The sequence below is a fragment of the Glutamicibacter sp. B1 genome (assembly GCF_039602135.1).
Lineage (GTDB): Bacteria > Actinomycetota > Actinomycetes > Actinomycetales > Micrococcaceae > Glutamicibacter > Glutamicibacter ectropisis.
This window is the reverse complement of sequence record NZ_CP125942.1, coordinates 931,328-956,852: the sequence shown is the minus strand read 5'-3', so window position 1 is coordinate 956,852 and position 25,525 is coordinate 931,328. Positions and strand designations below refer to the sequence as shown.

Below are 25,525 nucleotides of genomic sequence, written 5' to 3'. Positions count from 1 at the left end.
TGATGTCTGCAACCACACTCGAAATATTCTAGGGCATCACTAGCCAAAATACCGATTTGGCTCGCTGTTGGCCGTCACACGTATCAATGTGTTGAAACCACTTCGCCACGGTAGAGAGCTTCAAAGGAGTCCATCGTTTTCTTTTGCGCGTGGTTCAGGACCTTATGGTGGCCAGCTTCGCCAAACTTCTGCCGCTGTTCAGGATCCATAGACAAGATCTGATCCAGTTTCCGCGCGAGGTCTTCTCGGTCCCCCGGCTTAAACATGTACCCGTTAACACCTTCATCCACTAGGTGTGGCAGGGCCATGGCGTTCGCAAGCACAACAGGCTTCGACGCAGAAAGCGCTTCAAGGGTCACCAATGACTGCAGCTCAGCGGTACCTGGCTGGCAGAACACGTCACAACGCAAGTAGGCCAGGCGCAGTTCTTCGTCGCTGACATGTCCCAGGAAACGAACCCGGTCACGGATCTGAAGATCATCAGCAATCTTTTCAAGGTGGCTTCGCTGCTCGCCGCCACCAACAATTTCAATAATCGCGTCGGGCACTTGGCGCATCAACGGCAGCGCTTCGATCAGTTCGTTAATGTTCTTCTCGACTGCAAGTCGTCCGACAAAGAGGATTGTTGGGTAATCATTTTTGATGATTTGTTCCCCAGGTGCCAGTTCATAGTTGCCAGCTTCAATACCGTTGGACAGTGGCAATACATTCGCAAGCTTGGCTCGCTCGCGCATGGCTTTTGCTGCTAATGGGGTTGGGGTAGTCACAGCGTTAGCCCGGCCGAAAATCTTGCCCATATCTTTCCAAGAATTATGAGCAACGATTCGTTTGAACCATCGTGGGAAAGGCAGGAACGGATCAAGGTTTTCGGGCATGAAGTGATTCGTAGCCACGGAGCGAACCTTGTTTTTCTTGGCCCAGTCGATGGTCCGTTGACCGATCATGTAGTGACTTTGCGCGTGGACTACATCCGGCTTGATTTCGGAGAGCAGCTTGTCGATCTGCTTGTTAACTTCCCAGGGGAAGACAATCCGGAAATATTCATGGGTCGGCACAGAATGCGATTCCAGTCGGTGAACGATGGCTTCATCACGGATTTCGGTGAAGGTCTTGCCCTTATTGCCTCGTGCAGCCAGTACATGCACCCGGTGTCCTCGCGCGTGCATCTCGGTGGCGAGCCGGTAGCAAAACATCGCCGCGCCATTTACGTCAGGCGGGTAGGTGTCAGCTGCAATGACAATGGTCAGTGGTTTTTCCTTGGCCACGGGCATCCTTAGTCGTTCACACGAATTTTGATTTGAATAAAAGTCTGGATCTTTAGTCTATTTCGACTCTGGCCGTAGTTTTTCGGCCTCTGCCTGGTTACGGCGCTCGATAACGTCCGGGTGATGCCTAGACAACGCGGCGACACCTACGATGGCTAACGCAGCAGCCACGAGCATCAGCACCGTGACAACTAACGGAACATCCGGGCGCAGCTCACCGAGAATACTGGCTCCGATGATGATACCGATGATCGGATCAATGACGGTCAGACCGGCAATCACTAGCTCTGGAGGGCCTTTTGAGTAGGCCTTTTGCACAAAATACGACCCAAGCAGCCCCGCGATGACCACGGCCACGCCTGCGATCCACGGCAATTGCAGGAAGCTACTATTCCCAATACCAAGAACAGCGATAGCGATAGTCCGCACCAGGACTGCAACGAAACCAAAAAGTACGCCTGCACCAACGATAAAGAAGATGGCTCCAAGCTTTCGATGGAAGAGGATCGTGGCCAATCCCACGATTGCTACCACCCCAGCAAGGATTAGTTCGATCAGGTGTGATTGCTCTTCGGTGACGGCATGACTGCTGTTAGTTGCAGTCACCGCCAGCAAGACGAACCCTACCGAACCGACCATGCAACTAATGATCGCCATCACGGTTGGGCGATTCATCGTGATATCGGTTTCTTTGGCATTGACCATGGCTGTGATCACCAAGGCGATGGCACCGATGGGCTGAACCACCGTCAATGGCGCACTGGCCAAGGCGAAGACGTTCAGTGCCATGCCCAAGATCATCAATAGCAGGCCACCCATCCACCCTTTATTGGTGGCGAGTTTGCCCGCGTTCTTGAGCGTAAGCTCCAACCCATCAACGGAATTGCGCACCGCAATAGATTGGAAGTGGGCGCCAAAGGCAAGACAAAAGGCACTGCATAGTGCCGCTGCAATAGCGATCCAAACCATGTCAGTGCCTTTCTAACCTAAATTTTTCATACAAGACGGGGTTACTCAGTTCTCGTGGGCGCTACCACTTCGCCCCGTCAGTCAAAAAACTTAGGAGCGCTTGAATAGAGCGCGAATTACTGCGCCCAGTGCCAGCGTTGAACCAGCCATCACCAGATATGGACGTGCCTGGTCTATACGTTGTCCACTGGCTCTGTCAGCCTCCGATTGATCTTCGGAAGACGAAGACGAAGGTCGGACAAATCCACGAACCTTAGCAGCTGCCCCAGAAACTTTATCTCCGGCGTTCTGCGTAAATGAACGTACCTTATCGATCTTGGCAAGTGGTGCCTGAACACTCTCGCCTAGGTTGTCACGCAAGGCCTGAATCTGACGGCGACGACGACGGGTCCGGAGGATCAGCTCATCAGCACTTGGTGCCGGCGGCTTTGGTTCCTTCTTCTTGTCGTGCTCTTCGTCTGTTTCAGTCTTCTTCTTCAACGGTTCGTCGAGCGTGCTGACATCGAACTGGCTACCTTCCTTGAGCACGCCCAAGTCATGGCGGATACCTCTAATTGCTGCTTCTGGCTTCAGCGGTAGAGCCTTCTTGACCTTGGCGTATCCGACCAAGCCCAAGATCACGGCTACGAGCAGGAAGAAGCCTGCAACGATCAACGCTGCGGCCCATCCCGATAGCCAGATAGCCAGAACATTTACCAAGGTCACTACGACGGCAATCACAAAAAGCAGAACCACCAGGAGTGCGGCACCCGCAAACGCCGCAGCCATACCAAGGCTAATTCCCTTGCCTTTAAGCACGGTTGTCGCGAGCTTGATTTCATCCGAGAGCTGTTGGGGAACAAGCTCCTTGAGTCCATCAACCTGTGCCTTAGCACTCTTGACGCTCGACTTTAAACTTTCGTCAGCTTGCGTCGATTCAGCTTCAGTCACGGTTTCTCCATATTCTCGATCGCGCAGCAACCGGTGTATCTCACGCTAGCACCCCGGTTACCCCAAACGACTCAGTCTTCAGACGTAAAACCCATAGCTCAAACTCATGCTGTGGGTGTAACTGTTAACGATTCGAAAGTCTATCGTCTAATCACCTGAGGTTATAGGAGATCCAGCCGATGCCTACGAACCACTTCAAATTACTTAGCCACACTAGCCGTTTTCAAGTACCGCGGAACCGAAGTGTTGCACGGGATCTGCTCCCAACTTCACCGGCTTCTCTAGCGATGGATTTAGGCACGGCCACCGACCAGCTAGATCTGAATAACGTAATCTGAAGTTCATGCGGGATTCGTTCGAAAAGAGGCTGAACAAGCGCCGATCGCTGACAACAAGCTCGGGTCAGCTCGATTGGTCACGTTGCTACTTCTTGATTCAGTCGCTGGCCGGTGCCATGTGGTGGATCGGCGTTTTCACTATTCCAGGTATCCGCAACGCCACGCTCGGGACACTGCCGGCCCAGCTCATTGCGTGGTTCGACATCCCGCTGTTTATCTTGGGATCCTTACTCCTGGCTCTCGGGTGGCGTCAAGGCGCCTGGGTAGTACTTCCCTGGATCACTTTGGTCACCGCTGCGATGTTCATCTATTCACTAATCACCGCAACCGCTGGGTTGGGCACACTGATCATGATCGCTTCGTGGGTTTGCTCCCTACTCGCTGCTATCCAGATGTTCATAGGACGAATTCCCAGTGAGCATTTAATTCGTGGTCCATTTGCTTTTCGCACGGCCCCGCAGCGTAATGTCAAAGGACACTTTTGGCGTACGGCTAGCCAACTTCTGTGCTTTTGGGCTTTGTTCCTCTTCGTTATCCCGGCCATAATCCTCGTCATCGAGCGCCGATTGAACGTGATGCTTCAATTCCCTGTCGAGTTGCGCCTCTTCGGTGTCCTTGCACTCATTTCGGCTAGCTCGTTAGGTATTTGGTCAGCTGTCACCATGTCAACGCGAGGACAAGGCACTCCCCTACCTTCTTCCATGCCCCGCAGATTGGTCATTTCCGGCCCGTACCGCTTCGTCAGGAATCCGATGGCAGTTGCCGGAATCACGCAGGGAGTGGCAGTAGGGCTGATATCGAGTTCATGGCTCGTGGTAGTTTATGCCCTCGCCGGATCACTGCTCTGGAATTGGTTAATTCGCCCCCAGGAAGAGGCGAACCTGGAGGAGAACTTCGCCGAAGAATTTAGGAACTACAAGAACAACGTTTCGTGCTGGGTTCCCACTATCCACATCCGCCGAAACTGAGATTTACCTGTCCCAGAATCACTTCGCAGGAACTTGCGTTATACCGTTACATCAGAAACCCAGAGAAATAATTGCTCTGGTCTTCCTTGGTACGGTGCTGTGCTGGTTCAAGGAAAAATGAGTCGGCACTCAGCCGTGGTCTCAAAATGAAAAAACCTCGATCCACATAATGTGAACCGAGGTTTCAGTAAGCTCCTCCAACTGGACTTGAACCAGTAACCCTTCGATTAACAGTCGAATGCTCTGCCAATTGAGCTATGGAGGAATGCAACGAGTAATACTTTAGCACTGGCCAAGTCAGGTTTTCAAATCGGGAGGCCGTGGGTCCAGCGAACCTGATTTATCCCTAATTTCCCGCGATTTGTCGTTGTTCACCTCGCATATTCGACGAGTAAATAAGGTTCTTACTTTTTGTGATCTGACGCATATTTCGCTAGCTCCAGCAATTGCTGCGCTGAGCGTTCCCACGAGTAGTGCTCAGCACGCTGTACCGCGCGTTGAGAATATTCCGCCCAAGTATCCGGCCTATCCAAGGTACGAACTTGTTGCGCGAATCCGGCGGCATCATCGGCATCGGCATACAGGGCCGCTTCTTCGGCTACTTCTTTGAAGATTGGCATGTCCGTGACAACCACCGGAGTGCCCATGCTCATCGCTTCCACCAGCGGAAGCCCGTACCCCTCTTCTCTCGAAAGGGTAACCAACGCAGTGCATTCGCTGAGCAACTGTTCATACTCTTGATCGCTCACACCGTTGTGGAACACGACGGTTGCTCCGTGCGGAATCAGTCGCTCGAGCTCCTGACGACGTGGCTCTTTGATACCGCTGAGCAGGTGCAGCTCATAATCCGACAAATGCTCCATGGCGCAAATCAATGTCTCAACGTTTTTGTACTCCATGAAGGACCCCATATACAGCAGCGTCTTCTTGGGCGTAACTTTTGGATCACGCCGAGCAAAATCACCGGTCGGCGCATTAGAAACTATGCCGATGTGTTTGTTGGTCAAACGATGTTTGCGCATGAGACCGGCCGTTGTATGTGAAACTGTGGCCACAGCATCGGCACGATTCAGTAGCAACCTCTGAGGCCAGTAGACCTGATGGAAGAGAAACCATCCGAATCGAATAGGGGCCGGCAAGAACTTTGGTGCATGCGGATGCGCGTAGTAGATCAGATCGTGCAGCGTCAAGATGACCGGGAATTTCCTGCCCAAAGTTCCAATGGTTTGCATGGGAGAAAACACGACGTCGGAGTTGAGCTTATTGATCTGCAAAGCCACGAAGGGCTCAAGAACACTCGTTGGCGACGAAATCTTCAGATAGGGAACATCTGGCAACATGGCAAGCTGGCGAGTGTCATTAATCAGCATGACTACATTGGCCACTTTGCTGGTGGCAGCTATCAGGCCAGCGGTATATCGGCTAATTCCATCATGGTGGGTAATGCGGGTGTATCGTGCATCGATAACTAGTTTCACGTGCGCAGTTGCCTTAGGTTTCTCGGTTCCAATACGTTCCAGCCTAGCGCTTCGATGGTTCTTGCAGGATCACAAAACTGAGTACCGCGAGCATGCTGGCCGCCACCCATGCGACCAAGGCCGCTGGCGTTCCCATCACAGTGCCAAGCGCGCCACCGAATAGGCTGCCGACGGGAACCGCCCCGAAGGTGATGAGGCGACGAGCGCTGAGCACTCTTCCCAGTATGTTTTCCGGGGTGATCTCAACCAACCATGAAGAAGCGGAAATGTTAAAAATCAAGGTAATGCTTCCCCAGCCCAATGCCTGGGTACCCAACAAGACAATGCTCCACATCTCGTTGGTAAAAGCGGCGCCTAGCATCATCAGAGCCAGCAATATTTGAGTCGTTCCAGTCCATAGGAACAGCCTCGGTGATGAAAACTTGTCAACTATTTTGGTTGCCAGCAATGCCCCTACAAGTCCGCCGATCCCCGCAATTGAGGCATAAAGCCCAAACCCAAATTCGCCAAAGCCGAGATCATTAATGACAAGGATGGCTTCCACGGAAGATCCAATTGCTAGGCCCAGATTAGATAGCGCTACCGCTACGGTAGTGGCGGCAAGTTGCCGGTTAGTAAACAGATATTTTAGGCCAGCCAGCATCGAATCAGAGATGACGCTGTTAGCCCGATCTTCAGCAGCAATTTGCTCTTCGCGGTAGGTACGAACTCTCCAGGCCATCATGAAAGCCAAGACGCAAAGTGCTACGGCAACACTAAGCAACACAGGTGCGCCAAAGAGCGTAAAGCCTGTACCGGCGAGCGCCGGAATAATCACCGTCATGCTTTGATCTGCTGCTCCGAGCCGCGCGATGAGCTTGCTGATACGTGCAGTCCTCGATTCGGAGTCATCACCAATCAGCAGAGGCACCGCGGAGGTTTGTGCAGTTTCGGAAAAGACGTTGCAAATCCCTAGGAGTGTGCACAGCAACATTCCCATGGCGATGGTCAGCATTCCGCTACTAGCCAGGATGGTCAGGCACCCTAGAACGACTAGTTTTCCGCCCAGACCAATGCGCAACAACCGTAGGGCCGTGTATTTATCAACGAGATGACCGGCCGGAATGCTGGCAAAGACAAAGGCTAGGGAGCCAAGGGTGTTCAACAGGCCCATCTCAAATGCGTTTGCGCTCAAAGTGCCGACAAACAGCAAGTCGATCGTGATGTCCGTCAGCGTCCGACCGGCAGCATCAGTGGCGTTCGAACCTACTAGATGTCGCTGGCTTCGTTCATGCCGATCAGGCTCGCCCATCGGGCCCCGTTTCTCCCGAGGTCTAAAGAATTGAGCATATTGGATCATCATGAATTTGCAATCGAACGATTTGTGTTATTTCACAACTCACTAAATCTGAGGAAAATACTCCACTTCACACCTCGCCCTACTGAATAGATGAACCTTCAAACATCTAGTCAGACGGTAAGTTACCACAGGTTACTTCGAGGTGGGCGGAAAATGTCGAGAAAATCTCATCCTCTCAATATTTGAGTTACTCGGCTTGCATTAACTAATTGTCCTGTGTTGTTAATAGATTCTTGTTAGGTGAGCCTGACCAAATATCTATTGACACTATCTGAGGAGCATGCTCTTGGGTGCCTCACTACCTACCCTGCAAATCCCTGATGTCCCACTTCCGCTTTACGACGACGCACTGCTTTGCGCAGACACCGCCGAGGCTTTCGAAGAAGCTTCACATCGTGCGGTATCGCTCGTTGGAGAAAAGTTCGCAACCGTCAGCGCCCCCACTACTGGACCGACCCCGCAACAGATGGCGGACCGGATTAATCACGTAAATCTGCGTTCACCGTTGGGCACCATGGATCAGTCATTCAATGAACTCAACGATCTTTACGTCAAAGACGCCGTCTACTTCCACGACACGAAGTACGCCGCACATTTGAACTGCCCCGTGGCAATTCCAGCCGTCGTTGCTGAAAATTTTGTCACCACCATCAACACTTCAATGGACACCTTCGATCAAAGCGCCGGTGCCACTTTGATCGAACGCAAGCTGATTAGCTTCACTGCCGAACTCATTGGTTTTGACCCACAGAACGCTGACGGAATCTTCACTTCCGGCGGAACCCAATCAAACCTCCAAGCCATGCTCATCGCACGCAACACCGCGACGGCCAAACTTGAAGGTTCCCTGCCCGAGCGACTGGCTAAGCTCCGAATCTACTGCTCCGAAGACGCGCACTTCTCGATTCGTAATGCTGCAATGCTTCTGGGCTTGGGCTACGAAGCAGCCGTTGCAATACCGACCGACGCCCAGCACCGAATGGACGCACAGGCCTTGCGCAACCGCTTGTCCCAAGACGTCAATGAGGGCCTAGTCCCCATGGCAATTTCAGCCACGTCTGGCACCACCGACTTCGGCGCCATCGACCCATTGGTCCAGCTACGTGAAATCGCCAGCGAGGTCGGAGCCTGGTTCCACGTTGATGCGGCCTACGGCTGTGGATTGCTTGTCTCGAACCGCCACCGTCACCGTCTTGATGGAATTGAGCAGGCTGATTCAGTCACCGTGGACTACCACAAGTCCTTCTTCCAGCCCATCGGTTCCAGCGCGCTGATCGTCCGTGCATCATCGAGCTTCGAGTCCATTGCGCACTATGCCGAGTATCTGAACCCTGCTGCAGAAGCGGCAGAAACACCAAATCAAGTCTCCAAGTCGCTTCAGACCACACGACGCTTTGATGCACTGAAATTGTGGGTCACTCTTCGCACGCTCGGTGCCTCACGTTTAGGTGAGATGTTTGATCAGGTGATCGCCTTGGCCGAAGATGCGCAGCAGGAAGTAGCCATGCGCGCCCAACTGCATCTGGTAGCAGACGTTCAGCTAAGCACTTTGGTCTTCTCATTTGAGGATCCCGAGCATCCCCTGGAACTCGCCGAGCATAATGCTTTGGCTAATCAGATCCGTCAGCGCCTGTATTCCAGTGGCGAAGCGATGATCGCAGCCACCACGGTGGCCGGCAAGCGCCTGCTGAAACTCACCCTGCTGAACCCCAACACCACACTGGCCGACATTAGCGAAATTCTTGATGCCATTTGCCGCATCGGAACCGAGATCTTGGCCGAACGCACTACCGGAGATAAATAATGAATCAATCTAGCGAACACTTCGACGTTATCGCCATTGGAGCCGGACCTTTCAACCTAGGTTTTGCCGCCCTCACCGACGGTATTGCTGATTTGAAGGTCGCAGTACTCGACGCTGCTGAAAAGTTTGTCTGGCACCCGGGAATGATGCTTCCCGGAACGCATCTTCAGGTGCCATTCATGGCGGACCTGGTCACCATGGCTGACCCCACCAACAAGTATTCATTCCTGAACTATCTCAAGGGGCAGGACCGAATCTACCCGTTCTACATCCGTGAAGATTTCTATGCACTGCGCCAGGAATATTCCAACTACTTGGCCTGGGCAGCCCAGAGCATTCCCAGCGTACGTTTTGGGCACCGAGTGCTAGAGTCCACCTACCGCGACGGCCTCTATCATCTGTCGGTTGTCACCGAAGCAGGTTTAAACCACTTCACCGCACAAAAGCTGGTGCTAGGCACCGGCACCCAGCCATATCTGCCACCAGTCATTAGCGACAGTGCTTTAAGCAGCGGCAAGGTGGTCCATTCCAGCGACTACCTGTTCCAGCGTGATGCGCTGCTGGCACCGAATGACAATGCTCGGGCAAAGGTCACCTGCGTTTTGGGCAGTGGTCAAAGCGCAGCAGAAATCTTCCTTGATTTACTGCGCAGCCTTCGGCCCGAAGACCACCTGATTTGGGCTACTCGCTCCGAACGCTACTTCCCGCTGGAGTACACCAAACTCACCTTGGAAATGACCTCGCCCGAGTACATCGACCACTTCCATGCCCTGCCCATGGACAAGCGCGATGTGCTCTCCGCCGAGCAAAAGGGTCTATACAAGGGAATCAACGCCGATCTGATCAATGAGATCCATGAGGAACTCTACGAACGCAGCATCGAGAAGGCAACCAACGTTCACCTGCGTACCGGTTGCGCCGCCACCGCCATCACCGCTGAAGGGCAGAACATCTCAGTGCGTCTACGTCACGAACGCACCGAACAGGATCTTGACTTCGAAGTCGATCACCTCGTGATGGCTACCGGCTATCGAGCAGGTGTTCCAGACTTCCTCAGCGGAATCACCGAACGCGTCGACTACCTCGCCGACGGTCGTTTTAATGTGGACCGCGAATACTCGATCGGCCTCAAGCAAGACATCTTCGTGCAAAACGCCGAATTACACACGCACGGGTTCACCGCCCCAGATCTTGGTATGGGTGCGTACCGCAATTCGGTGATCATCAACCGACTTGTAGGTCGCGAAATCTACCACGTCGAAAAACGCATCGCTTTCCAAGAATTCGGAGCAGCAGCATTGACCGGACTGCCCACCGCCGCCACTGCCACCGCGCAAGCCTAAGGACTTACTTGATGACCACCTTTACTTTTCGATCCGTTCAGCTGCCACAAGATACCGCCTTGTTGCACTCCTGGATCGCCACCGAACACGCCACATTTTGGGGTATGCCCCAGGCCACCGAGGCAGAAATTGCCACCGAGTACGCTTCGCTGCTGGCCACCGAGGATTACGAGGTGCTGCTGGGAATCGATGATTCGGCACAACCCCGATTCCTCGTCGAACTGTACAACCCGGCAACCTCACCGTTAGCGCAGGCGTACAACTACGTACGCGGCGACCGGGGCTTGCATTTCCTTGCCCCCGCCAGCGAAAACCCACAACCTGGATTCACCCAGGAGGCGATGACTGCTGCGGTCAACCATGCGTTTGCCGCACCTGGTGTCGAGCGGATCATCGTTGAACCCGATGTGCGCAATAAGGCCATTCATGCGCTGAACGCCCGCGTCGGATTCCGTCCAGTACGCCCAATTAAACTTCTTGAGCACGATGGCACGATCAAACGGGCTTTGCTCTCCATCTGCACCCGTAATGATTTTGAAAAGGCAACTGGTCACAATCTTGGTTCATCGTTCCTGTCCCCCGAAAACTGGGAAAGGGCTAACCGTCACGTGCTGGCCAAGGCATTGGGCGAGTTTTCCCACGAACGATTGCTGGAACCGGCTGATCACGGTGACGGCACCTACTCGGTTCAGAAGGACGGACACCGTTATCTCTTCGCTGCACGTCAGTTCCAGCTCAATCACTGGTTGGTTCAACCCCAGAGCCTAGAACACCACGAATTCATCGATGGCACCTGGCAACCAGCAGAAATAGACGTCATTGACTTCGTGACTCGTTTCTACCGCGAGCTCACCCTCTCAGACGCTCAGCTACCGACCTACTTGGAAGAGCTCTCTTCCACCCTGTCCAGCCATTGCTACAAGCAGGTTCATAGCACGCACGATTCGGCCGCCTTAGCCCAGTTCCCGGGCACAGCGGCGCAGTCCTTCCAACTCGTCGAGTCCTCAATGACCGAGGGACACCCCTGCTTTATCGCGAACAACGGTCGCATGGGTGTGGGACGCAGCGACTACCTGCGCTACGCTCCAGAAACCGGGGCTGCACTGAACCTCGGCTGGGCAGCAGCGCACAAATCCCGTGCCCAGTTCGACGCCATTGACACCTTGGATTACGAATCCTTGCTCGCCACCGAGCTCAACATCGGTGAACGTGAACAGCTTGATGAGGCGCTGAATCGAGCACTATTCGGGACCGGCTACCGGGCCGAAGACTATATCTTCATCCCGGTCCATCCATGGCAGTGGGAAAATCGCCTGTCCATCACCTTCGCCAACGACATTGCCCGCAAGCAGCTCATCTGGCTTGGCACCAGCCAGGATGAGTACCAGGCGCAGCAGTCGATTCGCACGTTCTTTAACCTTTCAAACCCATCCCGTCACTACGTCAAGACTGCGATGTCCATCCTCAATATGGGGTTCATGCGTGGTTTGAGCGCAGAGTATATGAAGGTCACTCCCGCCATTAACCAGTGGCTCGGTGAGCTATTTGAGAACGATCCAGTGCTCTCACAGCAACCCGTGGCACTCCTGCGCGAAATTGCGGCCGTGGGTTACCGTAATCCGCAGTTCGAGGCAGCCACCGAGAAGAGCGCCGCCCAGCGCAAAATGTTGGCAGCGCTTTGGCGCGAGTCGCCCATTAATCTTCTTGAAGAGGGCCAAACTCTGGCCACCATGGCCAGCCTCCTGCACGTGGATGCCAACGGCAAGTCCTTTGCCGCAGCGCTGATCCGCCGCAGTGGTTTGGATCCAGAACAATGGCTCACCGAGTACTTCGATGCTTATCTGGTTCCCTTGGTTCACTGTCTCGCAGCTTATGATCTGGTCTTCATGCCACACGGTGAGAACGTCATCATGATTTTGGAGAATGGGGCGGTGAAGAAGGTCCTACTCAAGGATCTGGGCGAAGAAATTGCAGTCCTTTCGGATCGTGTCGCGTTACCTGAAGAAATCCGTCGAGTGCGTACCGGCGGCGATCCAGTGCTCTCGGTCTTCACCGACGTCTTTGACTCCTTCTTCAGATTCCTTGCGCCGCTACTTGATGTGGAAGGAATTCTGCCAGAGTCGGACTTCTGGAAGGTCGTGGTGGAACGATTGCTGGATTACCGGGCCGCGCACCCTGAGTTCGCTCAGCGCTTTGACGATTTAGGTCTCTTTGAACAGTCCTTCCCACTCTCCTGCCTGAACCGCTTGCAACTTCGCAATAACCAGCAGATGTTGGATCTGACCGACCAGTCCGGTGGTCTGCTCTACGCCGGTGACTTGCAGAATCCATTGGCATTCGCCGTGCTTGCCGCGAACTAAAACTCAATAATTTTGCATCGCGTCGCACAGTAATCGTGCGGCGCGATGTATTTTGCTCACCTACCGATGCGCACGGTGAGGCCACGAGCTGAAAGCGCCGACAAAAGACCTTGTCTTGAACAATGTTCAAGACAAGGTCTTTTTCGTGTACATTGGAGCCCATAGTTGAACACCGTTCAATACGACCTTGATTTACATTGCCATTCACGGCACGAGCTGAAGGAACGCATGAGCATCACAAACCAGCGCCTGGAATTTTCCACATTCGCCGAGTTATCCGACAGCATTCTCAAGGGCCATCGACTCACCGCAGACGAAGCACTCGCGCTACTGGAAACCAGCGATGCTGACACCCTCAAACTGGTCAGCGCTGCCGGAACACTGCGCCGTCAATTCTTCGGCAATACTGTCAAGGTCAATTACCTCGTCAATCTCAAGTCCGGCCTCTGTCCAGAAGATTGCACCTATTGTTCACAACGCTTGGGCTCCAAGGCAGAAATTCTCAAATACACGTGGCTCAAACCAGAAGAGGCTGTGCACCAAGCTGGACTGGGCATCGCCGGGGGCGCAACACGAGTCTGCATGGTGGCTTCCGGAAAAGGCCCCACCGATCGCGACGTCGATCGGGTGGCAACAATGATTGAAACCCTCAAGGACCAGCACCCCGACGTGGAGGTTTGCGCCTGCCTTGGCATCCTCAAAGACGGCCAAGCGCAACGTCTCAAGGAAGCTGGCGCCGACGCCTATAACCACAACCTCAATACCGCCGAGTCGCTGTACCCAGAAATCTGCAGCACCCACAGCTTTGATGAGCGAGTCTCAACGGTCCAGCAGGCTAAGAGCAGTGGCCTTTCGCCTTGCTCCGGGCTGATTGTGGGGATGGGAGAAACGCCAGAACAATTGGTGGAGGCTATCTTCGCCTTACGTGATCTCGGGGCAGATTCCATTCCGGTCAACTTCCTCATGCCCTTTGATGGCACACCACTTCAGGGCACCTGGAACCTCACTCCCCTAGCGTGCCTGCGCATCTTGGCCGTAGTTCGCATGGCCTGCCCTGAGACGGAACTTCGCATGGCCGGGGGCCGGGAAATGCATCTGCGATCCCTACAATCGACCGCACTCGAAGTAGCCAATTCTCTCTTCCTCGGCGATTACCTCACCAGCGAGGGCCAAGATGCCAAGGCCGATCTGGCAATGATCGCCGATGCCGGCTTTGTGGTGCTCGGTGCAGAAAATCGAGACACCACTGCGGCCCCGGATCAAGGAGAAACTGCTCCAGACACCGGATGTTCCGGCTCGTGTTGCTCCACCGCAAACACGGCCTGCTCGAGCCAGTCAGAAGAGCCGGCGCTACGCCGCCGAGGTGCAGGAACCCAAGAGACACCCAACGCCTAAAAATCTTAGGAACGGGGCAGGGTCAGAATTTCTGCGCCAGTCTCGGTAATAGCAATGGTATGTTCCGTGTGCGCAGTGCGGCATCCGGTGGCGCTTCGTAGTGTCCACCCGTCCTTGTCCATAATGAGCTTATTGGTGTCCGTCATGATCCACGGTTCCAGCGCCAGCAAGAGCCCCGGACGCAACTTATATCCGCGTCCGGGACGACCGTCATTGGATACATGTGGATCTTGGTGCATGGTTGACCCGATGCCGTGCCCGCCGAATTCCAGGTTGACCTTATAGCCAGCAGCTTTGATCACCGCACCCATCGCGTAGGACAGATCTCCGATTTTGGCGTTCGGACCAGCCGCCGCGATACCAGCTTCCAGGGCTTTCTGGGTCGTTTCGATCAGTTTCTGATCTTCGTTAGAACCTTCGGCTCCCACAACGAAACTGATAGCAGCATCGGCAGCAAACCCGCGCAACTTAATTGCTAGGTCCAAACTCAGCAGATCACCCTGCGCCAGGGCATAGTCACGAGGCAGTCCGTGAAGTACCGCATCGTTCACGCCGGTGCAGATATAGTGCCCAAAGGGTCCGTTGCCAAAGGATGGGGCGTAGTCGACGTAGCAGGATTCAGCTCCTGCCTCTAGAATCATTTCCTTGGTCCAGGCATCAATTTCCAGTAGATTCGTACCTACCGTGACGCGTTCTTTGAGCGTCGCCAGGATGGTTCCAACCAGTGCTCCGGTTTCACGGGCACGGTCAACTTCAGCTGGTGTGAGAATTTCAATCATGCCAATAACTATACCGGTCATATAGTACCGGTACTATAATTTTCTTATGGTCAGATTACCCCTCACTGCCAGAGAAATTGAGCAAGGAAAAGTCCTTGGTTCCATCCTGCGTCGCGCTCGTGCTGAACGCACCATCCTCGATGTAGCTCTGGAATCCGGAATTTCCCCTGAAACCCTGCGAAAAATCGAAACTGGACGAGTTGCAACACCGGCATTCTCCACGATCGCCGCCGTGGCCATGGTGCTCGATCTGTCGCTCGACCGCATCTGGTCCACAGTCAACGTTGAGACTCCGCTCGAAGATTCCACGCCCGTCCTCGCGCAACTTGCGCGTAGCTGAAACTGGAATAACTCCCCTTAGTTACTTGTTGGCTCAAGTATGAAGAACATCGGATTCTTGTCCTTCGGTCATTGGACCGACCATCCTCAATCCGGCACTCGCAGTGCTTCGGATGCGCTCCTGCAAGCAATCGACCTGTCGGTAGCTGCCGAAGAGCTCGGGGCAGATGGTGCCTACTTCCGGGTTCACCACTTCGCCCAGCAGTACGCTTCCCCATTCCCACTCTTGGCTGCCATCGGAGCGCGGACCAGCCGCGTTGAAATCGGCACCGGCGTCATTGATATGCGCTACGAGAATCCCTTGTACATGGCTGAAGACGCTGGCTCAGCGGACCTGATTTCTAATCGCCGACTACAGCTAGGCATCAGCCGCGGTTCACCCGAGCAGGTCATCGATGGATGGCGTCATTTCGGTTTCGAACCGCGTGATGGCGAATCCGATGCCGATATGGGCCGGCGGCATACCGAACGTTTACTTGAAGTACTCAGTGGCGAAGGATTCGCCCAGCCGAGCCCCAATCCAATGTTCCCTAACCCGCCTGGACTCTTGCGCGTCGAACCCCATTCGGAAACGTTGCGCGATCGTATCTGGTGGGGATCAGGTTCCAACGCCACAGCGATCTGGGCAGCCAAGCTAGGTATGAACTTGCAAAGCTCCACCCTCAAAGACGACGAATCGGGTAAACCATTCCATGTTCAGCAGGCCGAGCAGATTCAGCTCTACCGCGACGCCTGGAAAGAGGCAGGCCATCAACGCGAGCCACGTGTTTCGGTGAGCCGAAGCATCTTTGCCCTGACCGATGAACGCGACTGGCAGTACTTTGGCCGAGACCGCTATAGCTCGGATCAAGTCGGTAACATCGATGCGAAAACCCGTGCCATTTTCGGCAAATCCTACGCCGGCGAACCCGACGAGTTGGCCAAGAAGTTGGCCGAAGATGAGGCGATCGCCGCCGCTGATACCTTGTTATTGACCGTCCCTAACCAGCTGGGTGTTGACTACAACGCCCACGTCATCGAGTCAGTGCTTAAGTACGTGGCTCCCCAGCTAGGTTGGCGCTAAGTGAAGTAATACTTCTCGCCTACTGCCAAGTCATTAAGCCTCAAGATCGCAGGTCATTAGGCTAGGGCAGTAGCAGTTGTCATTACGAGAGAAGAATACGGAGAATCACATGGGTAGCCCACTACAGATTGCTTTTATCAAGGCCAGCTGGCATGCAGACATCGTCGATCAGGCGCTGGCTGGGTTTACTGCGGATATGGACACCTCAGGTACCCCGTACACCATCGATACGATCAGCGTTCCAGGCGCCTACGAGATGCCTCTGCAGGCACAGCGCCTTGCGAAAAGCGGTAAATTCGACGCGATCGTAGCTGCAGCACTGGTAGTGGACGGCGGCATCTACCGTCACGATTTTGTGGCTCAGGCAGTGGTCGACGGACTCATGCGCGTTCAACTGGATACCGATGTACCAACATTCTCGGTCAGCCTGACTCCGCATCATTTCCACTCAAACGATGAACACCAGAAGTTCTACTTCGAGCATTTCTTGAAGAAGGGTGCCGAAGCTGCGCGTGCTGTACGTGCCGTCGCGGCAATCGAGCTCTAGACTTCATGCGACCAAAATTCAGGCGTGCTGTTCTCGCCCCTTGTCGGGGCGAAATACAGCACGCCTGAGTTTTCTCGAGGTAACTAGCGTTCTTTATTTGGTTGCCCAGAGCTTCGAGTCATCACTAAATGACAGACTCTCACTCATCCTGATCTTGGCGTCACTCACGGCTTCCGCCGGAACGTCGAAGACCACTTGGTAACTGGCTTTACCACCCTTGGTCAGGGTTGGCGCATCCGTAACTGGCTTGGCCGTGACGACCATAGCCGTGCTGGTGTCATAGATACTCGCATCAGAACCAACAAGTTCTGGGCTCAGGTCCAACCAGGCATCACCTTCTTCATCGCCGTTGTAGACCACAGAAACATCAACCAGTACGTATTGTCCCTTCGCCTTTTCATTGAACTCGTTGACCTTGGCGATGGCTTTACCTGCATCCAAGTCGACGGAGCTCACGTTGACCGAGTATTCGCCGACTGTCGCTGCCGTACCTAGCGCCAGAACTTGGGTTTCATCAGCCGCCTGTTCTACGACTTCTGCAGGGGCCGCAACTTCTCCGTCTGCGGCATCCTGGACGCCTTCGGCGATCTCATCAATTGCCTTAACGTAGAACGCTTGCGTGAGGAAAACCAAAACAATTGCGACGACTGCAATAACGCTTGATGAAATCCCCAGTCCCTTACTGCCATTGCGCTTTAACGCGATGACCAGGGACACGATGCCCAACACGAGTGCGATTACGCCCAAGACTGCGGCAAGGTTGTTCACGATTGGGACCCAGCACAACACCAGCGCAACGATCGCGATAACCAGGGCAGCAACACCCAGTCCCTTGCCGGCGGTAGATTTAGGTACCGAAGTCGGAACCGGCGTTCCAGGATCCATCGGGGTATGAATGCTCATGAGGTTTCCCTTCGAGTGATGGCAGAAGACTAAATTCTGCGGTGAAGTTGACCTAAACGGACGACATTCCTAGGTTCAACCAGAGCCTTTATTGACTCTTCAACGATCATGGCAATGGGTACCGACAGTTTGGGTTATTGCTACATCAATTTCGGTTGATCACGACGCAGGTTCCGCATCATTTTGTGGCAAATGAGCTCGTCGCATTCCACACAAATCACTAGATATCGGCGCCGGCTGGGCAAGTCTCTTTCGCGAACCAGGGGTCTTCACTACAGAATGCTGATATGGCCTCCACTACACAACGCTTTCAAGGACTCGACACCTTACGCTACGTGCGCCTGATGCTGCTCGTGGTCCCCCTCCTCTTAGTGGTGGCCATCGTCATTTACGGAATCGTCAATCACCGCATCGAGGATTCCCTCAGTTCCTACTATTTAGGACCCGCCCGCGACCTGTTCGTCGCCATGCTGGTGACCACCGGGGCGTTGCTCGTGGTGTATAGCGGTGAAGCATTAGAAGACTACGCACTAAACTTGGCCGGGTTCTATGCCATGTTTGTTGCGCTGGTTCCGACAAAACTCGGCGAAACGTTATCCACTCTCCCACCGGATGACCAAAGCAAATTGATCCTCTCAGTACGCGTAGCCATCATTGCAGTCCTCGTAGTAAGCGCCGCATTTGTTTGGCTGGGTTTCAAAACCAGCCGCACTCCACATACTGCACTGATGCACAGCAAGTTGACCAAAATACTGGGATTGATCAGCACCGGTCTTCTCGTTGCATTTATCGTACTTCTGCTCTGGAGAGCGTTCGAAGGGAAAACTTTCGCTTGGGTCCATGCCAGTGCCGCATTCTTGCTGATCTTCTCCATGGGAATTGCCATCGCCAGCCATTTAGGTCATGTTCCGATGTGCCATGAGGACACCAGTGGCGGTAAGCCAAACCGGTACCGGATCATCCTTGGACTCATGGCCTTAGGGTTAATCGCCTGGCCGATTTTGCTTATCGCTGGCGTCGAAGAGGCTCTATTCATCGTCGAGTGGTTCCAGATCTCGCTCTTTGCCTACTTCTGGTACCTAGAATCTCGCAGACTTTGGGATCCCACTACGGGTCCCAATAGCCTCATCTCCCGGTAAATATTGAAGCTGCTCTTTCGTTCCCGTTCGGCGCAACGAACACCCTCGTAGTCCGGGCTAAGAAGTTGCTTGCTGAGTTTCGGAAGCCTGGGAGGGATAAATAGTCTGCGCTGGAGCCTTAGAAGTTGCGAGTGCCCACGGGTAATACACCAGGCCAGTGATCAAAATGCCAACGATCCACGAAATGTCAGCACCTCCGAGCCAATGGGTAATTGGCCCGGTATAGAGGGTTTGCGCGAGGAACGGGATTTGCGACAGCACGCCCAAGGCGTATGAGACCAATGCTGGGACATTCCACTTTCCATACCGTCCTGACGGATCATAAAGGGCTGGGATGTCTAACCTGTGGCGAGAGACTTTGTAGTAGTCGATCAGGTTGATGACCGACCACGGGGTGAAGACCATGAGCAGCATCAGTACAAAATTTTTGAAGAGATTCAGAAAGTCACTGCTTGCGAACAATGCTAAGAAGACGCTTGCTGCGATCACTAGCAGAATGAAAAAGATTCGCGTCAGTTTAGCGACGCTCTCACGCCCGGAAATTGCAGTACTAATGGTGACTGAACACATGAACGAACCATAGGCATTGAGGCAGTTGACCGTCAGTTTTCCGGTGACGATCATCAGGTAAATGGCCAGCGCGAGCAATCCACCCCCAGCAAGATCTCCCATATATCCAACCTGGTTGCTCAGAAAATCTCCACCCAGTCCTGCCGCTGAAAGTCCACCTGCGAGGGCTCCAATGGTCATAGCCCACTGTGCGCCACCGACAGAACCTGCGAAGGTGAACCAGAAAGTTTTGCGTTCACTGGTCTGCTGTGGGAGGTAGCGAGAGTAGTCGGCCACATAGGGACCGAAAGTCATCTGCCAGCCGGCACCAAGAGCGACGGAAGTCAGGAACGTTGGCCACGCGAAAGATTTGAGGAACAGGATCTGCGAGACGTCATACTTTGCGACGATCACAATACTCAAGAAGAGGAACCCGGCCAGCCCCAGCACCGTCGCCACGCGTCCGAGCGCATGGATAAATCGATAGCCCAGAATCGCTAAAACGGCGGTGATAGCCCCGAAAATTATGATGCCAACGGCGGGGATATCAACGCCAAGAATCAGATTGATCGCTTGCCCCGAGAGCACCGTTCCGGTCGTAGCGAAACCGATGTACATGAGGATCACCAGTACAAGCGGGATGATCGCTCCGTAAACACCGAATTGGGCCCTACTGGAAATCATCTGTGGCAGACCGAGCTTTGGTCCCTGAGCTGAATGCAGCGCCATGACTATGCCACCGAGAATGTTTCCAACAAACAATCCAAAGATTGCCCAGAAGACATCCGCTCCGAAAACTACCGCCAGGGCCCCATCAACGATCGCCGTGATCTGTGCGTTCGCACCGAACCACAGGGTGAACTGGCCAATGGGTTTACCATGACGTTCCGCAAATGGAACCATGTCAATGGATCGTGTTTCTACAGTGGCGCTAGGTGCAGCCATGACAACTCCTCGGTAAAAATAACTAGTTCGATGTCACTTCATAGAGTGATGTGGAACAACTTCCCAGAGCCGACACCTGTCCGGAATATCAGACTTACGCGTATTTGTGTTGAGATTTTCGCCAATTCGAGCACTGCAGGCCAAAGCCTTTCTACGATGACGGCGAATGCAAGATCCTCACAAAATAATGGAGGACGTAGCGGTTGCTGCCCTTCAGGCGACGCCCAGGCGCACCGAATATTCACCTGCGTCCGGTTGGACAGGCAAAAGTAGGAAAGAAAAGTCGGACAGGCAAAACCCGGACACGTCGAAGTGCTGGCAACAGACCATCGGGCTCAGCGGTGAAGGTCTGAATTTTCGACCCACGGACCCAAGAAACTGATTAAAATGAAAATCGCCCTGATCTGAAACCTCAGATCAGGGCGATAGTAAGCTCCTCCAACTGGACTTGAACCAGTAACCCTTCGATTAACAGTCGAATGCTCTGCCAATTGAGCTATGGAGGATTGCAACGAGATATAACTTTACCGAAGATTCTCGCTAATGCAAAATCGGCGCCCTAGGTGCCGCGCAAGATCCGTCGACGCATCTCTAATTCCATCAATTCCCTGTTGATTTGGGCGTATTCCTCACCTTCGGGCTCCATTTCGGCCCGTTGCAAACGCCCGATCAGCTCAGCTTTTCGGTGTGTGATTTGAAGCTCAATCAAACCATTGATGATGTCAGCACAATAACGATTCAGGCTGTGCTCATCCGAGGCCGGGATGCTGGTGACCGCCAACTCCGAAACGAAACTACGCAGCTGCTCGGGAACCTCATCACGGATCACTTCAACCCAGGAGGTGGCCGACGCTCCAGCACTGGACGCGGCAACAATTCCATCGTGCACCGCCGAATGAGCCGGGGCCATAAACCGAGCCTCATAAAAGGCTTGCCACTGCTCATCCTGTAGACGCTGAGGCTGCTGGATCACCACTTCGAGGGCCTGGCGCTCCAAACGCATCACCGGGTCACGATGATCCGGGCGCTCAAAGGTTGGTGCAGCCACCTGCTGCTGCGCGCCCTGCGCCGGAACGGGCACCTGTTGTTCCGCATTTTTAGGTAGCCGGGCACGCTTAATGGACGCCCCCACCGAACGGTTGACATCCTCATTATTCATTCCGAGCCAGCCAGCTAATTCACGCGCGTAGGCCGGCCTAATGGCAGAGTCCTTGATCTGGGCGACGATGGGTGCGGTTTGGCGCAAGGCCTGCACACGTCCCTCGACCGTGTTCAGGTTGAACTTTTTCAGCTCGGCACGAATCGCAAATTCGAACAAAGGGCGCTTCAGTTCAATCAGCTCTCGCACCGCCTCATCGCCACGATGTAAGCGCAGATCGCAGGGGTCGGCGCCGGTCGGTTCAACGCAGACATAGGTCTGTGCGATGAAACGCTGGTCTTCCTCAAAGGCGCGCAGTGCGGCCTTCTGACCGGCAGCATCACCATCGAAGGTGAAGATCACTTCTCCACCGGTGCCATCGTCTTGCAACAGCCGGCGGGCAATCTTGATGTGGTCGGTACCAAAGGCGGTACCGCAGGTGGCCACCGCGGTAGTGATACCGGCCAGGTGGCAGGCCATCACATCCGTGTAGCCTTCCACCACCACAATTTGCCGGCTCTTGGAGATGTGCTTTTTCGCTAGGTCCAGGCCGTAGAGCACCTGGGACTTCTTGTACAGGGAAGTCTCCGGAGTGTTCAGGTACTTCGGTCCCTGGTCATCCTCATAGAGTTTGCGCGCACCAAAGCCGATGGTGGCCCCGGACAGATCACGGATGGGCCACATCACTCGGCCGCGGAAACGATCGTAAATCCCGCGATTACCCTCGGAGAACATCCCGGTGAGCTTCAGCTCGTCATCGCTAAACCCCTTGGAGCGTAGGTGCTTGAGTAGCGAGTCCCAGCCCTTGGGCGCGTACCCCACCGAGAATTCGGTGGCTACCTGGGCATCAAAACCACGCCCGGCAAGGAATTCTCGTCCAGCAGCGCCTTCCTCGGTGGCCAGCTGTGCGCGGAAGAACTCCTCAGCGATTTTATGTGCGTCCACCAGGCGCTGACGCTTGCCGTAATCCTCGCGTCGCGGCCCCGGTCCCCCATCCTCATAGTGCAACTCATAGTTGATCCGGGCGGCGAGCAGTTCCACGGTCTCGGTGAACGACGAGTGGTCCATTTTCTGGATGAAGGCGATCACGTCGCCCGATTCGCCGCAGCCGAAGCAGTGGAAGGTGCCTAGCTGCGGGCGGATGTGGAAGGAAGGGCTGCGTTCGTCGTGGAAAGGGCACAGGCCTTTATACGAGCCGATGCCCGCGGATTTGAGCGTGACATAGGATTCGACGACCTCGCGCAGGTCGGTGCGGTTGCGCACCTCGTCGATATCTTCACGCTTGATCAGCCCTGCCATGATTCCTTTCTAGAACAGTTGTGCTTCAGGGGCTACGCCCTTGACCAGATATGAATGCCACTCGGTGGCCGACACGTCGGTGAGCGAGGCGACCTGGTCGATCACCACGCGCAGCTGGGCGGCCTCATCGGCCGCGTCTTCCCAGTCCGCCGCGAAGATCGGCTCCAGATTATCCTTGCCGGTCTCCACCAGCAGCTCCACCAGCTCGCTGAGCAAGGTGCGCTGGTCCAGGTACAGCGGCTGGCGCACCTCGGAGGTCATCACATAGCTGGCAGCAATACCCTTCATGACCGCAATTTCGTGTTCGGTGTCTTCCGGCACGATCAAACTCGCGTTGTAGCGGGTCAGGTGGCCTTCACCGTAGCGGGCGCGGGTGGCATCCATCGCGGCCGCAGCAAAACGACCGATGAACTGGCTGGTCATATCCTTCAGGCCCGCCATGGAACGCCGCGACCCATCAAAGTGCGAAACCCACTCATCGCTGTCTTCCAACCGGCGTAGGGCCGCTTCAATCTGTGCCTCATCGGTGGTGGGCAGGTACCAGTCCTTGGTGACCTGCAGGGCGCGTTCGCGTTGCAAATCCTGCTTGAGCCAACGCAGCTGCAGTTGGCCACCGACGATCGCATCCTCTACGTCGTGCACCGAGTAGGAAATGTCATCGGCCAGATCCATGACCTGGCCCTCCATGCAGACCACCGAGGCCTGTGCCTCGGGGACATTGCGCAACCAGTTGAAGATCTGCGCGTCATCTTCATACACGCCGAACTTCTTGGTCTTTTTGCCGTTGATTTCGGGAGCGTCGGCCTTCAACCACGGATACTTGCAGGCTGCATCCAATGAGGCGCGGGAAAGATTCAGTCCCGCCGAATGCCCGTTGTGCCTAAAAGTTTTAGTCTCCAACCGGGTGAGCAGGCGCAATGTTTGGGCGTTGCCTTCAAAACCACCAATATCCGCTGCGAGCTTGTCCAAGGCCTTCTCGCCGTTGTGCCCGAAGGGTGGGTGGCCTAAATCATGCGCCAAACACGCGGTATCAACAACGTCCGGATCACAGCCCAGCGCAGCGCCTAATTCGCGGCCGACTTGGGCCACTTCGAGTGAATGGGTGAGCCGATTGCGGACAAAGTCGTTCTGGTTGGGCGCCACCACCTGAGTTTTGGCGCTCAGTCGGCGCAGGGCCGAGGAATGCAACACCCGAGCACGATCGCGCTCAAAAGCGGTGCGGTAAGACTTCTTAGCTGGCTCGGGCACCCACCGTTGCGCATCGGCTTCGGTGTATCCGGGGATCTGAGTCATGATACCTAGTCTAGTGACATATTGGGGCGCTCTGCGGTTATCCACTACGGGCGATTAACCGCCGGAAATATCCAGTTCCGCCGCTTTAATCATTTCGCGGTGCGCATCGGACATCACCCGGTTATCCAACCAGCCATCTGGCACGTGGGTTTTTTTCGGGTGACCGGCCCGGCCACGGGTGCCTTCAGCGGCCTCCCCAGGGTAGGGCAGATCCAAATCTAGTTGGTCTAGCAGTTCGCGCAGCACTGCCAAGGATGGCACCTGGGCTAATTGCGAGCGGATTTCGCCGCCGACCGGGTAGCCCTTGAAGTACCAGGCGATGTGCTTGCGGATATCGCGCATGCCCTTGCCCTCGTCCTCGAAGAACTCAGTGAGCAGCTGGCCGTGGCGGTACACGGTGTCAGCCACCTTGCGCACGCCCGGGCGGAAGCGGTCTGCCCGGCCTTCAAACGCGGCCTGCAGGTCGCCGAAAATCCAGGGGCGGCCCTGGCAGCCGCGTCCCACCATCACGCCGGCGGCGCCGGTCTGCTCGACCATGTTGATCGCATCCTCGGCGCTGAAGATATCGCCATTGCCCAGAACCGGCAGGTCGTCCATGGCCTCGCGCAGGGTGGTGATGGCGTCCCAGTCCGAATGCCCGGCGTAGTACTGGCCGGCGGTGCGTGCGTGCAGGGTCACGGCGGCGGCCCCGTGATCGCGGGCGATCTTGGCGGACTCCAGATAGGTCAGGTGGTCCTTGTCGATGCCGGTGCGGATCTTTACGGTCAGCGGGATATCGCCCTTGGCGGCCTCGGAGGTCGCGGCTTCGATGATCGAGGTGAACAGGTCGGTCTTCCATGGCAGGGCCGAACCGCCGCCCTTGCGGGTCACCTTGGGGACCGGGCAGCCGAAGTTCAAATCCACGTGATCGGCCAGGTTCTCGTCAACGACCATGCGCACCGCGGCGCGCACGGTGCCCGGGTCCACGCCGTAGATCTGGATGGAGCGGATCTCTTCGTCCGGGTCGTGCGAGATGATGCGCAAGGATTCCGGGTTGCGTTCCACCAGGGCGCGTGCCGTGACCATTTCGGTGACGAACAGCCCGCCGCCGTACTCGCGGCACAGCCGGCGGAAGGCGCGGTTGGTCACCCCGGCCATGGGTGCAAGAACCACCGGGGTATCGATGGTGAGCTTGCCCAGCTGCAGGGGTGGCAGCTTCAAGGTCGGGGTGTAATTTGGCGCATCAGTCAGGGTCGTCACCTATCCATTATTGCCGATGGCAGCAAATTCCGCGCTGAGATCTTGATCAAACCGCAATCTCGCACCACTGGTTTATCCATCAGCAATATCAGAAAATTATGCT

Annotated in this window: 20 protein-coding genes and 2 tRNA genes; 9 read left to right on the top strand and 13 right to left on the bottom strand. The window is 55.0% G+C overall.

What is annotated here, in order from left to right:
• Positions 1-83: 83 nt before the first annotated feature.
• The 3 genes from QMQ05_RS04425 to QMQ05_RS04415 form a co-directional block, all read right to left on the bottom strand.
• Positions 84-1,271: a glycosyltransferase gene (locus QMQ05_RS04425; protein WP_345473355.1), complete on the bottom strand. Its 1,188-nt coding sequence runs from the start codon at positions 1,269-1,271 to the stop codon at positions 84-86.
• Positions 1,272-1,322: 51 nt separating this feature from the next.
• A complete protein-coding gene (locus QMQ05_RS04420; RefSeq protein WP_345473352.1) occupies positions 1,323-2,234 on the bottom strand; it encodes a DMT family transporter in 912 nt (303 codons plus the stop codon).
• 90 nt (positions 2,235-2,324) lie between these two features.
• Positions 2,325-3,164, bottom strand: coding sequence for a phage holin family protein (locus QMQ05_RS04415; RefSeq protein WP_058255280.1), 840 nt, complete (start codon positions 3,162-3,164; stop codon positions 2,325-2,327).
• A gap of 343 nt (positions 3,165-3,507) precedes the next feature.
• Here QMQ05_RS04415 and QMQ05_RS04410 point away from each other — a divergent pair, with 343 nt between their 5' ends.
• A complete protein-coding gene (locus tag QMQ05_RS04410; protein WP_345473349.1) occupies positions 3,508-4,470 on the top strand; it encodes a methyltransferase family protein in 963 nt (320 codons plus the stop codon).
• A gap of 192 nt (positions 4,471-4,662) precedes the next feature.
• On the opposite strand, the gene QMQ05_RS04405 is transcribed toward QMQ05_RS04410, so the two are convergent.
• From QMQ05_RS04405 to QMQ05_RS04395, 3 genes are all read right to left on the bottom strand, one after another.
• Positions 4,663-4,735 (bottom strand) — tRNA-Asn (locus tag QMQ05_RS04405).
• Positions 4,736-4,874: 139 nt separating this feature from the next.
• Positions 4,875-5,948, bottom strand: coding sequence for a glycosyltransferase family 4 protein (locus tag QMQ05_RS04400; RefSeq protein ID WP_345473347.1), 1,074 nt, complete (start codon positions 5,946-5,948; stop codon positions 4,875-4,877).
• Positions 5,949-5,991: 43 nt separating this feature from the next.
• Positions 5,992-7,239, bottom strand: a complete 1,248-nt coding sequence (locus QMQ05_RS04395; RefSeq protein ID WP_345473345.1) for an MFS transporter — start codon at positions 7,237-7,239, stop codon at positions 5,992-5,994.
• Between the two features lie 328 nt (positions 7,240-7,567).
• On the opposite strand from QMQ05_RS04395, the gene QMQ05_RS04390 reads away from it, so the two are divergent.
• The 4 genes from QMQ05_RS04390 to bioB all read left to right on the top strand — a co-directional run bounded on the left by QMQ05_RS04390 (position 7,568) and on the right by bioB (position 14,189).
• Complete coding sequence (locus QMQ05_RS04390; RefSeq protein ID WP_345473342.1) at positions 7,568-9,091, top strand: pyridoxal phosphate-dependent decarboxylase family protein; 1,524 nt, start codon at positions 7,568-7,570, stop codon at positions 9,089-9,091.
• Complete coding sequence (locus tag QMQ05_RS04385; protein WP_345473340.1) at positions 9,091-10,434, top strand: lysine N(6)-hydroxylase/L-ornithine N(5)-oxygenase family protein; 1,344 nt, start codon at positions 9,091-9,093, stop codon at positions 10,432-10,434. The genes QMQ05_RS04390 and QMQ05_RS04385 overlap by 1 nt, the downstream gene beginning before the upstream one ends.
• An 11-nt stretch (positions 10,435-10,445) precedes the next feature.
• Positions 10,446-12,794 carry a GNAT family N-acetyltransferase gene (locus QMQ05_RS04380; protein WP_345473338.1) on the top strand — a complete coding sequence of 783 codons (2,349 nt, stop codon included), beginning with the start codon at positions 10,446-10,448 and terminating at the stop codon, positions 12,792-12,794.
• A 228-nt stretch (positions 12,795-13,022) separates the two neighbouring features.
• Positions 13,023-14,189 carry a biotin synthase BioB gene (gene bioB, locus QMQ05_RS04375; RefSeq protein WP_345473337.1) on the top strand — a complete coding sequence of 389 codons (1,167 nt, stop codon included), beginning with the start codon at positions 13,023-13,025 and terminating at the stop codon, positions 14,187-14,189.
• A 5-nt stretch (positions 14,190-14,194) separates the two neighbouring features.
• On the opposite strand, the gene map is transcribed toward bioB, so the two are convergent.
• Positions 14,195-14,968 carry a type I methionyl aminopeptidase gene (map, locus tag QMQ05_RS04370; protein WP_345474630.1) on the bottom strand — a complete coding sequence of 258 codons (774 nt, stop codon included), beginning with the start codon at positions 14,966-14,968 and terminating at the stop codon, positions 14,195-14,197.
• A 46-nt stretch (positions 14,969-15,014) separates the two neighbouring features.
• Here map and QMQ05_RS04365 point away from each other — a divergent pair, with 46 nt between their 5' ends.
• The 3 genes from QMQ05_RS04365 (at position 15,015) to QMQ05_RS04355 (ending at position 16,917) form a co-directional block, all read left to right on the top strand.
• On the top strand, positions 15,015-15,308 hold the full coding sequence (locus QMQ05_RS04365; RefSeq protein WP_345473336.1) for a helix-turn-helix transcriptional regulator: 294 nt from the start codon (positions 15,015-15,017) through the stop codon (positions 15,306-15,308).
• A 39-nt stretch (positions 15,309-15,347) separates the two neighbouring features.
• Positions 15,348-16,370, top strand: a complete 1,023-nt coding sequence (locus tag QMQ05_RS04360) for an LLM class flavin-dependent oxidoreductase (RefSeq protein WP_345473334.1) — start codon at positions 15,348-15,350, stop codon at positions 16,368-16,370.
• Between the two features lie 109 nt (positions 16,371-16,479).
• Complete coding sequence (locus QMQ05_RS04355; RefSeq protein WP_345473332.1) at positions 16,480-16,917, top strand: 6,7-dimethyl-8-ribityllumazine synthase; 438 nt, start codon at positions 16,480-16,482, stop codon at positions 16,915-16,917.
• Between the two features lie 93 nt (positions 16,918-17,010).
• Here QMQ05_RS04355 and QMQ05_RS04350 read toward each other — a convergent pair whose 3' ends face one another.
• Entirely contained in the window at positions 17,011-17,820 is an 810-nt protein-coding gene (locus QMQ05_RS04350) for a DUF4352 domain-containing protein (RefSeq protein WP_345473330.1), read from the bottom strand.
• A 287-nt stretch (positions 17,821-18,107) separates the two neighbouring features.
• Here QMQ05_RS04350 and QMQ05_RS04345 point away from each other — a divergent pair, with 287 nt between their 5' ends.
• Positions 18,108-18,959, top strand: a complete 852-nt coding sequence (locus tag QMQ05_RS04345; RefSeq protein WP_345473328.1) for a hypothetical protein — start codon at positions 18,108-18,110, stop codon at positions 18,957-18,959.
• A 57-nt stretch (positions 18,960-19,016) separates the two neighbouring features.
• On the opposite strand, the gene QMQ05_RS04340 is transcribed toward QMQ05_RS04345, so the two are convergent.
• The 5 genes from QMQ05_RS04340 to dusB all read right to left on the bottom strand — a co-directional run bounded on the left by QMQ05_RS04340 (position 19,017) and on the right by dusB (position 25,422).
• On the bottom strand, positions 19,017-20,453 hold the full coding sequence (locus tag QMQ05_RS04340; RefSeq protein ID WP_345473326.1) for a purine-cytosine permease family protein: 1,437 nt from the start codon (positions 20,451-20,453) through the stop codon (positions 19,017-19,019).
• Between the two features lie 433 nt (positions 20,454-20,886).
• Positions 20,887-20,959, bottom strand: a tRNA-Asn gene (locus tag QMQ05_RS04335).
• A 53-nt stretch (positions 20,960-21,012) separates the two neighbouring features.
• Entirely contained in the window at positions 21,013-22,890 is a 1,878-nt protein-coding gene (gene dnaG / locus QMQ05_RS04330) for a DNA primase (RefSeq protein ID WP_345473324.1), read from the bottom strand.
• Positions 22,891-22,899: 9 nt separating this feature from the next.
• On the bottom strand, positions 22,900-24,183 hold the full coding sequence (locus QMQ05_RS04325; protein ID WP_345473322.1) for a deoxyguanosinetriphosphate triphosphohydrolase: 1,284 nt from the start codon (positions 24,181-24,183) through the stop codon (positions 22,900-22,902).
• Between the two features lie 54 nt (positions 24,184-24,237).
• A complete protein-coding gene (gene dusB / locus QMQ05_RS04320; protein ID WP_345473320.1) occupies positions 24,238-25,422 on the bottom strand; it encodes a tRNA dihydrouridine synthase DusB in 1,185 nt (394 codons plus the stop codon).
• Positions 25,423-25,525 lie beyond the last annotated feature (103 nt).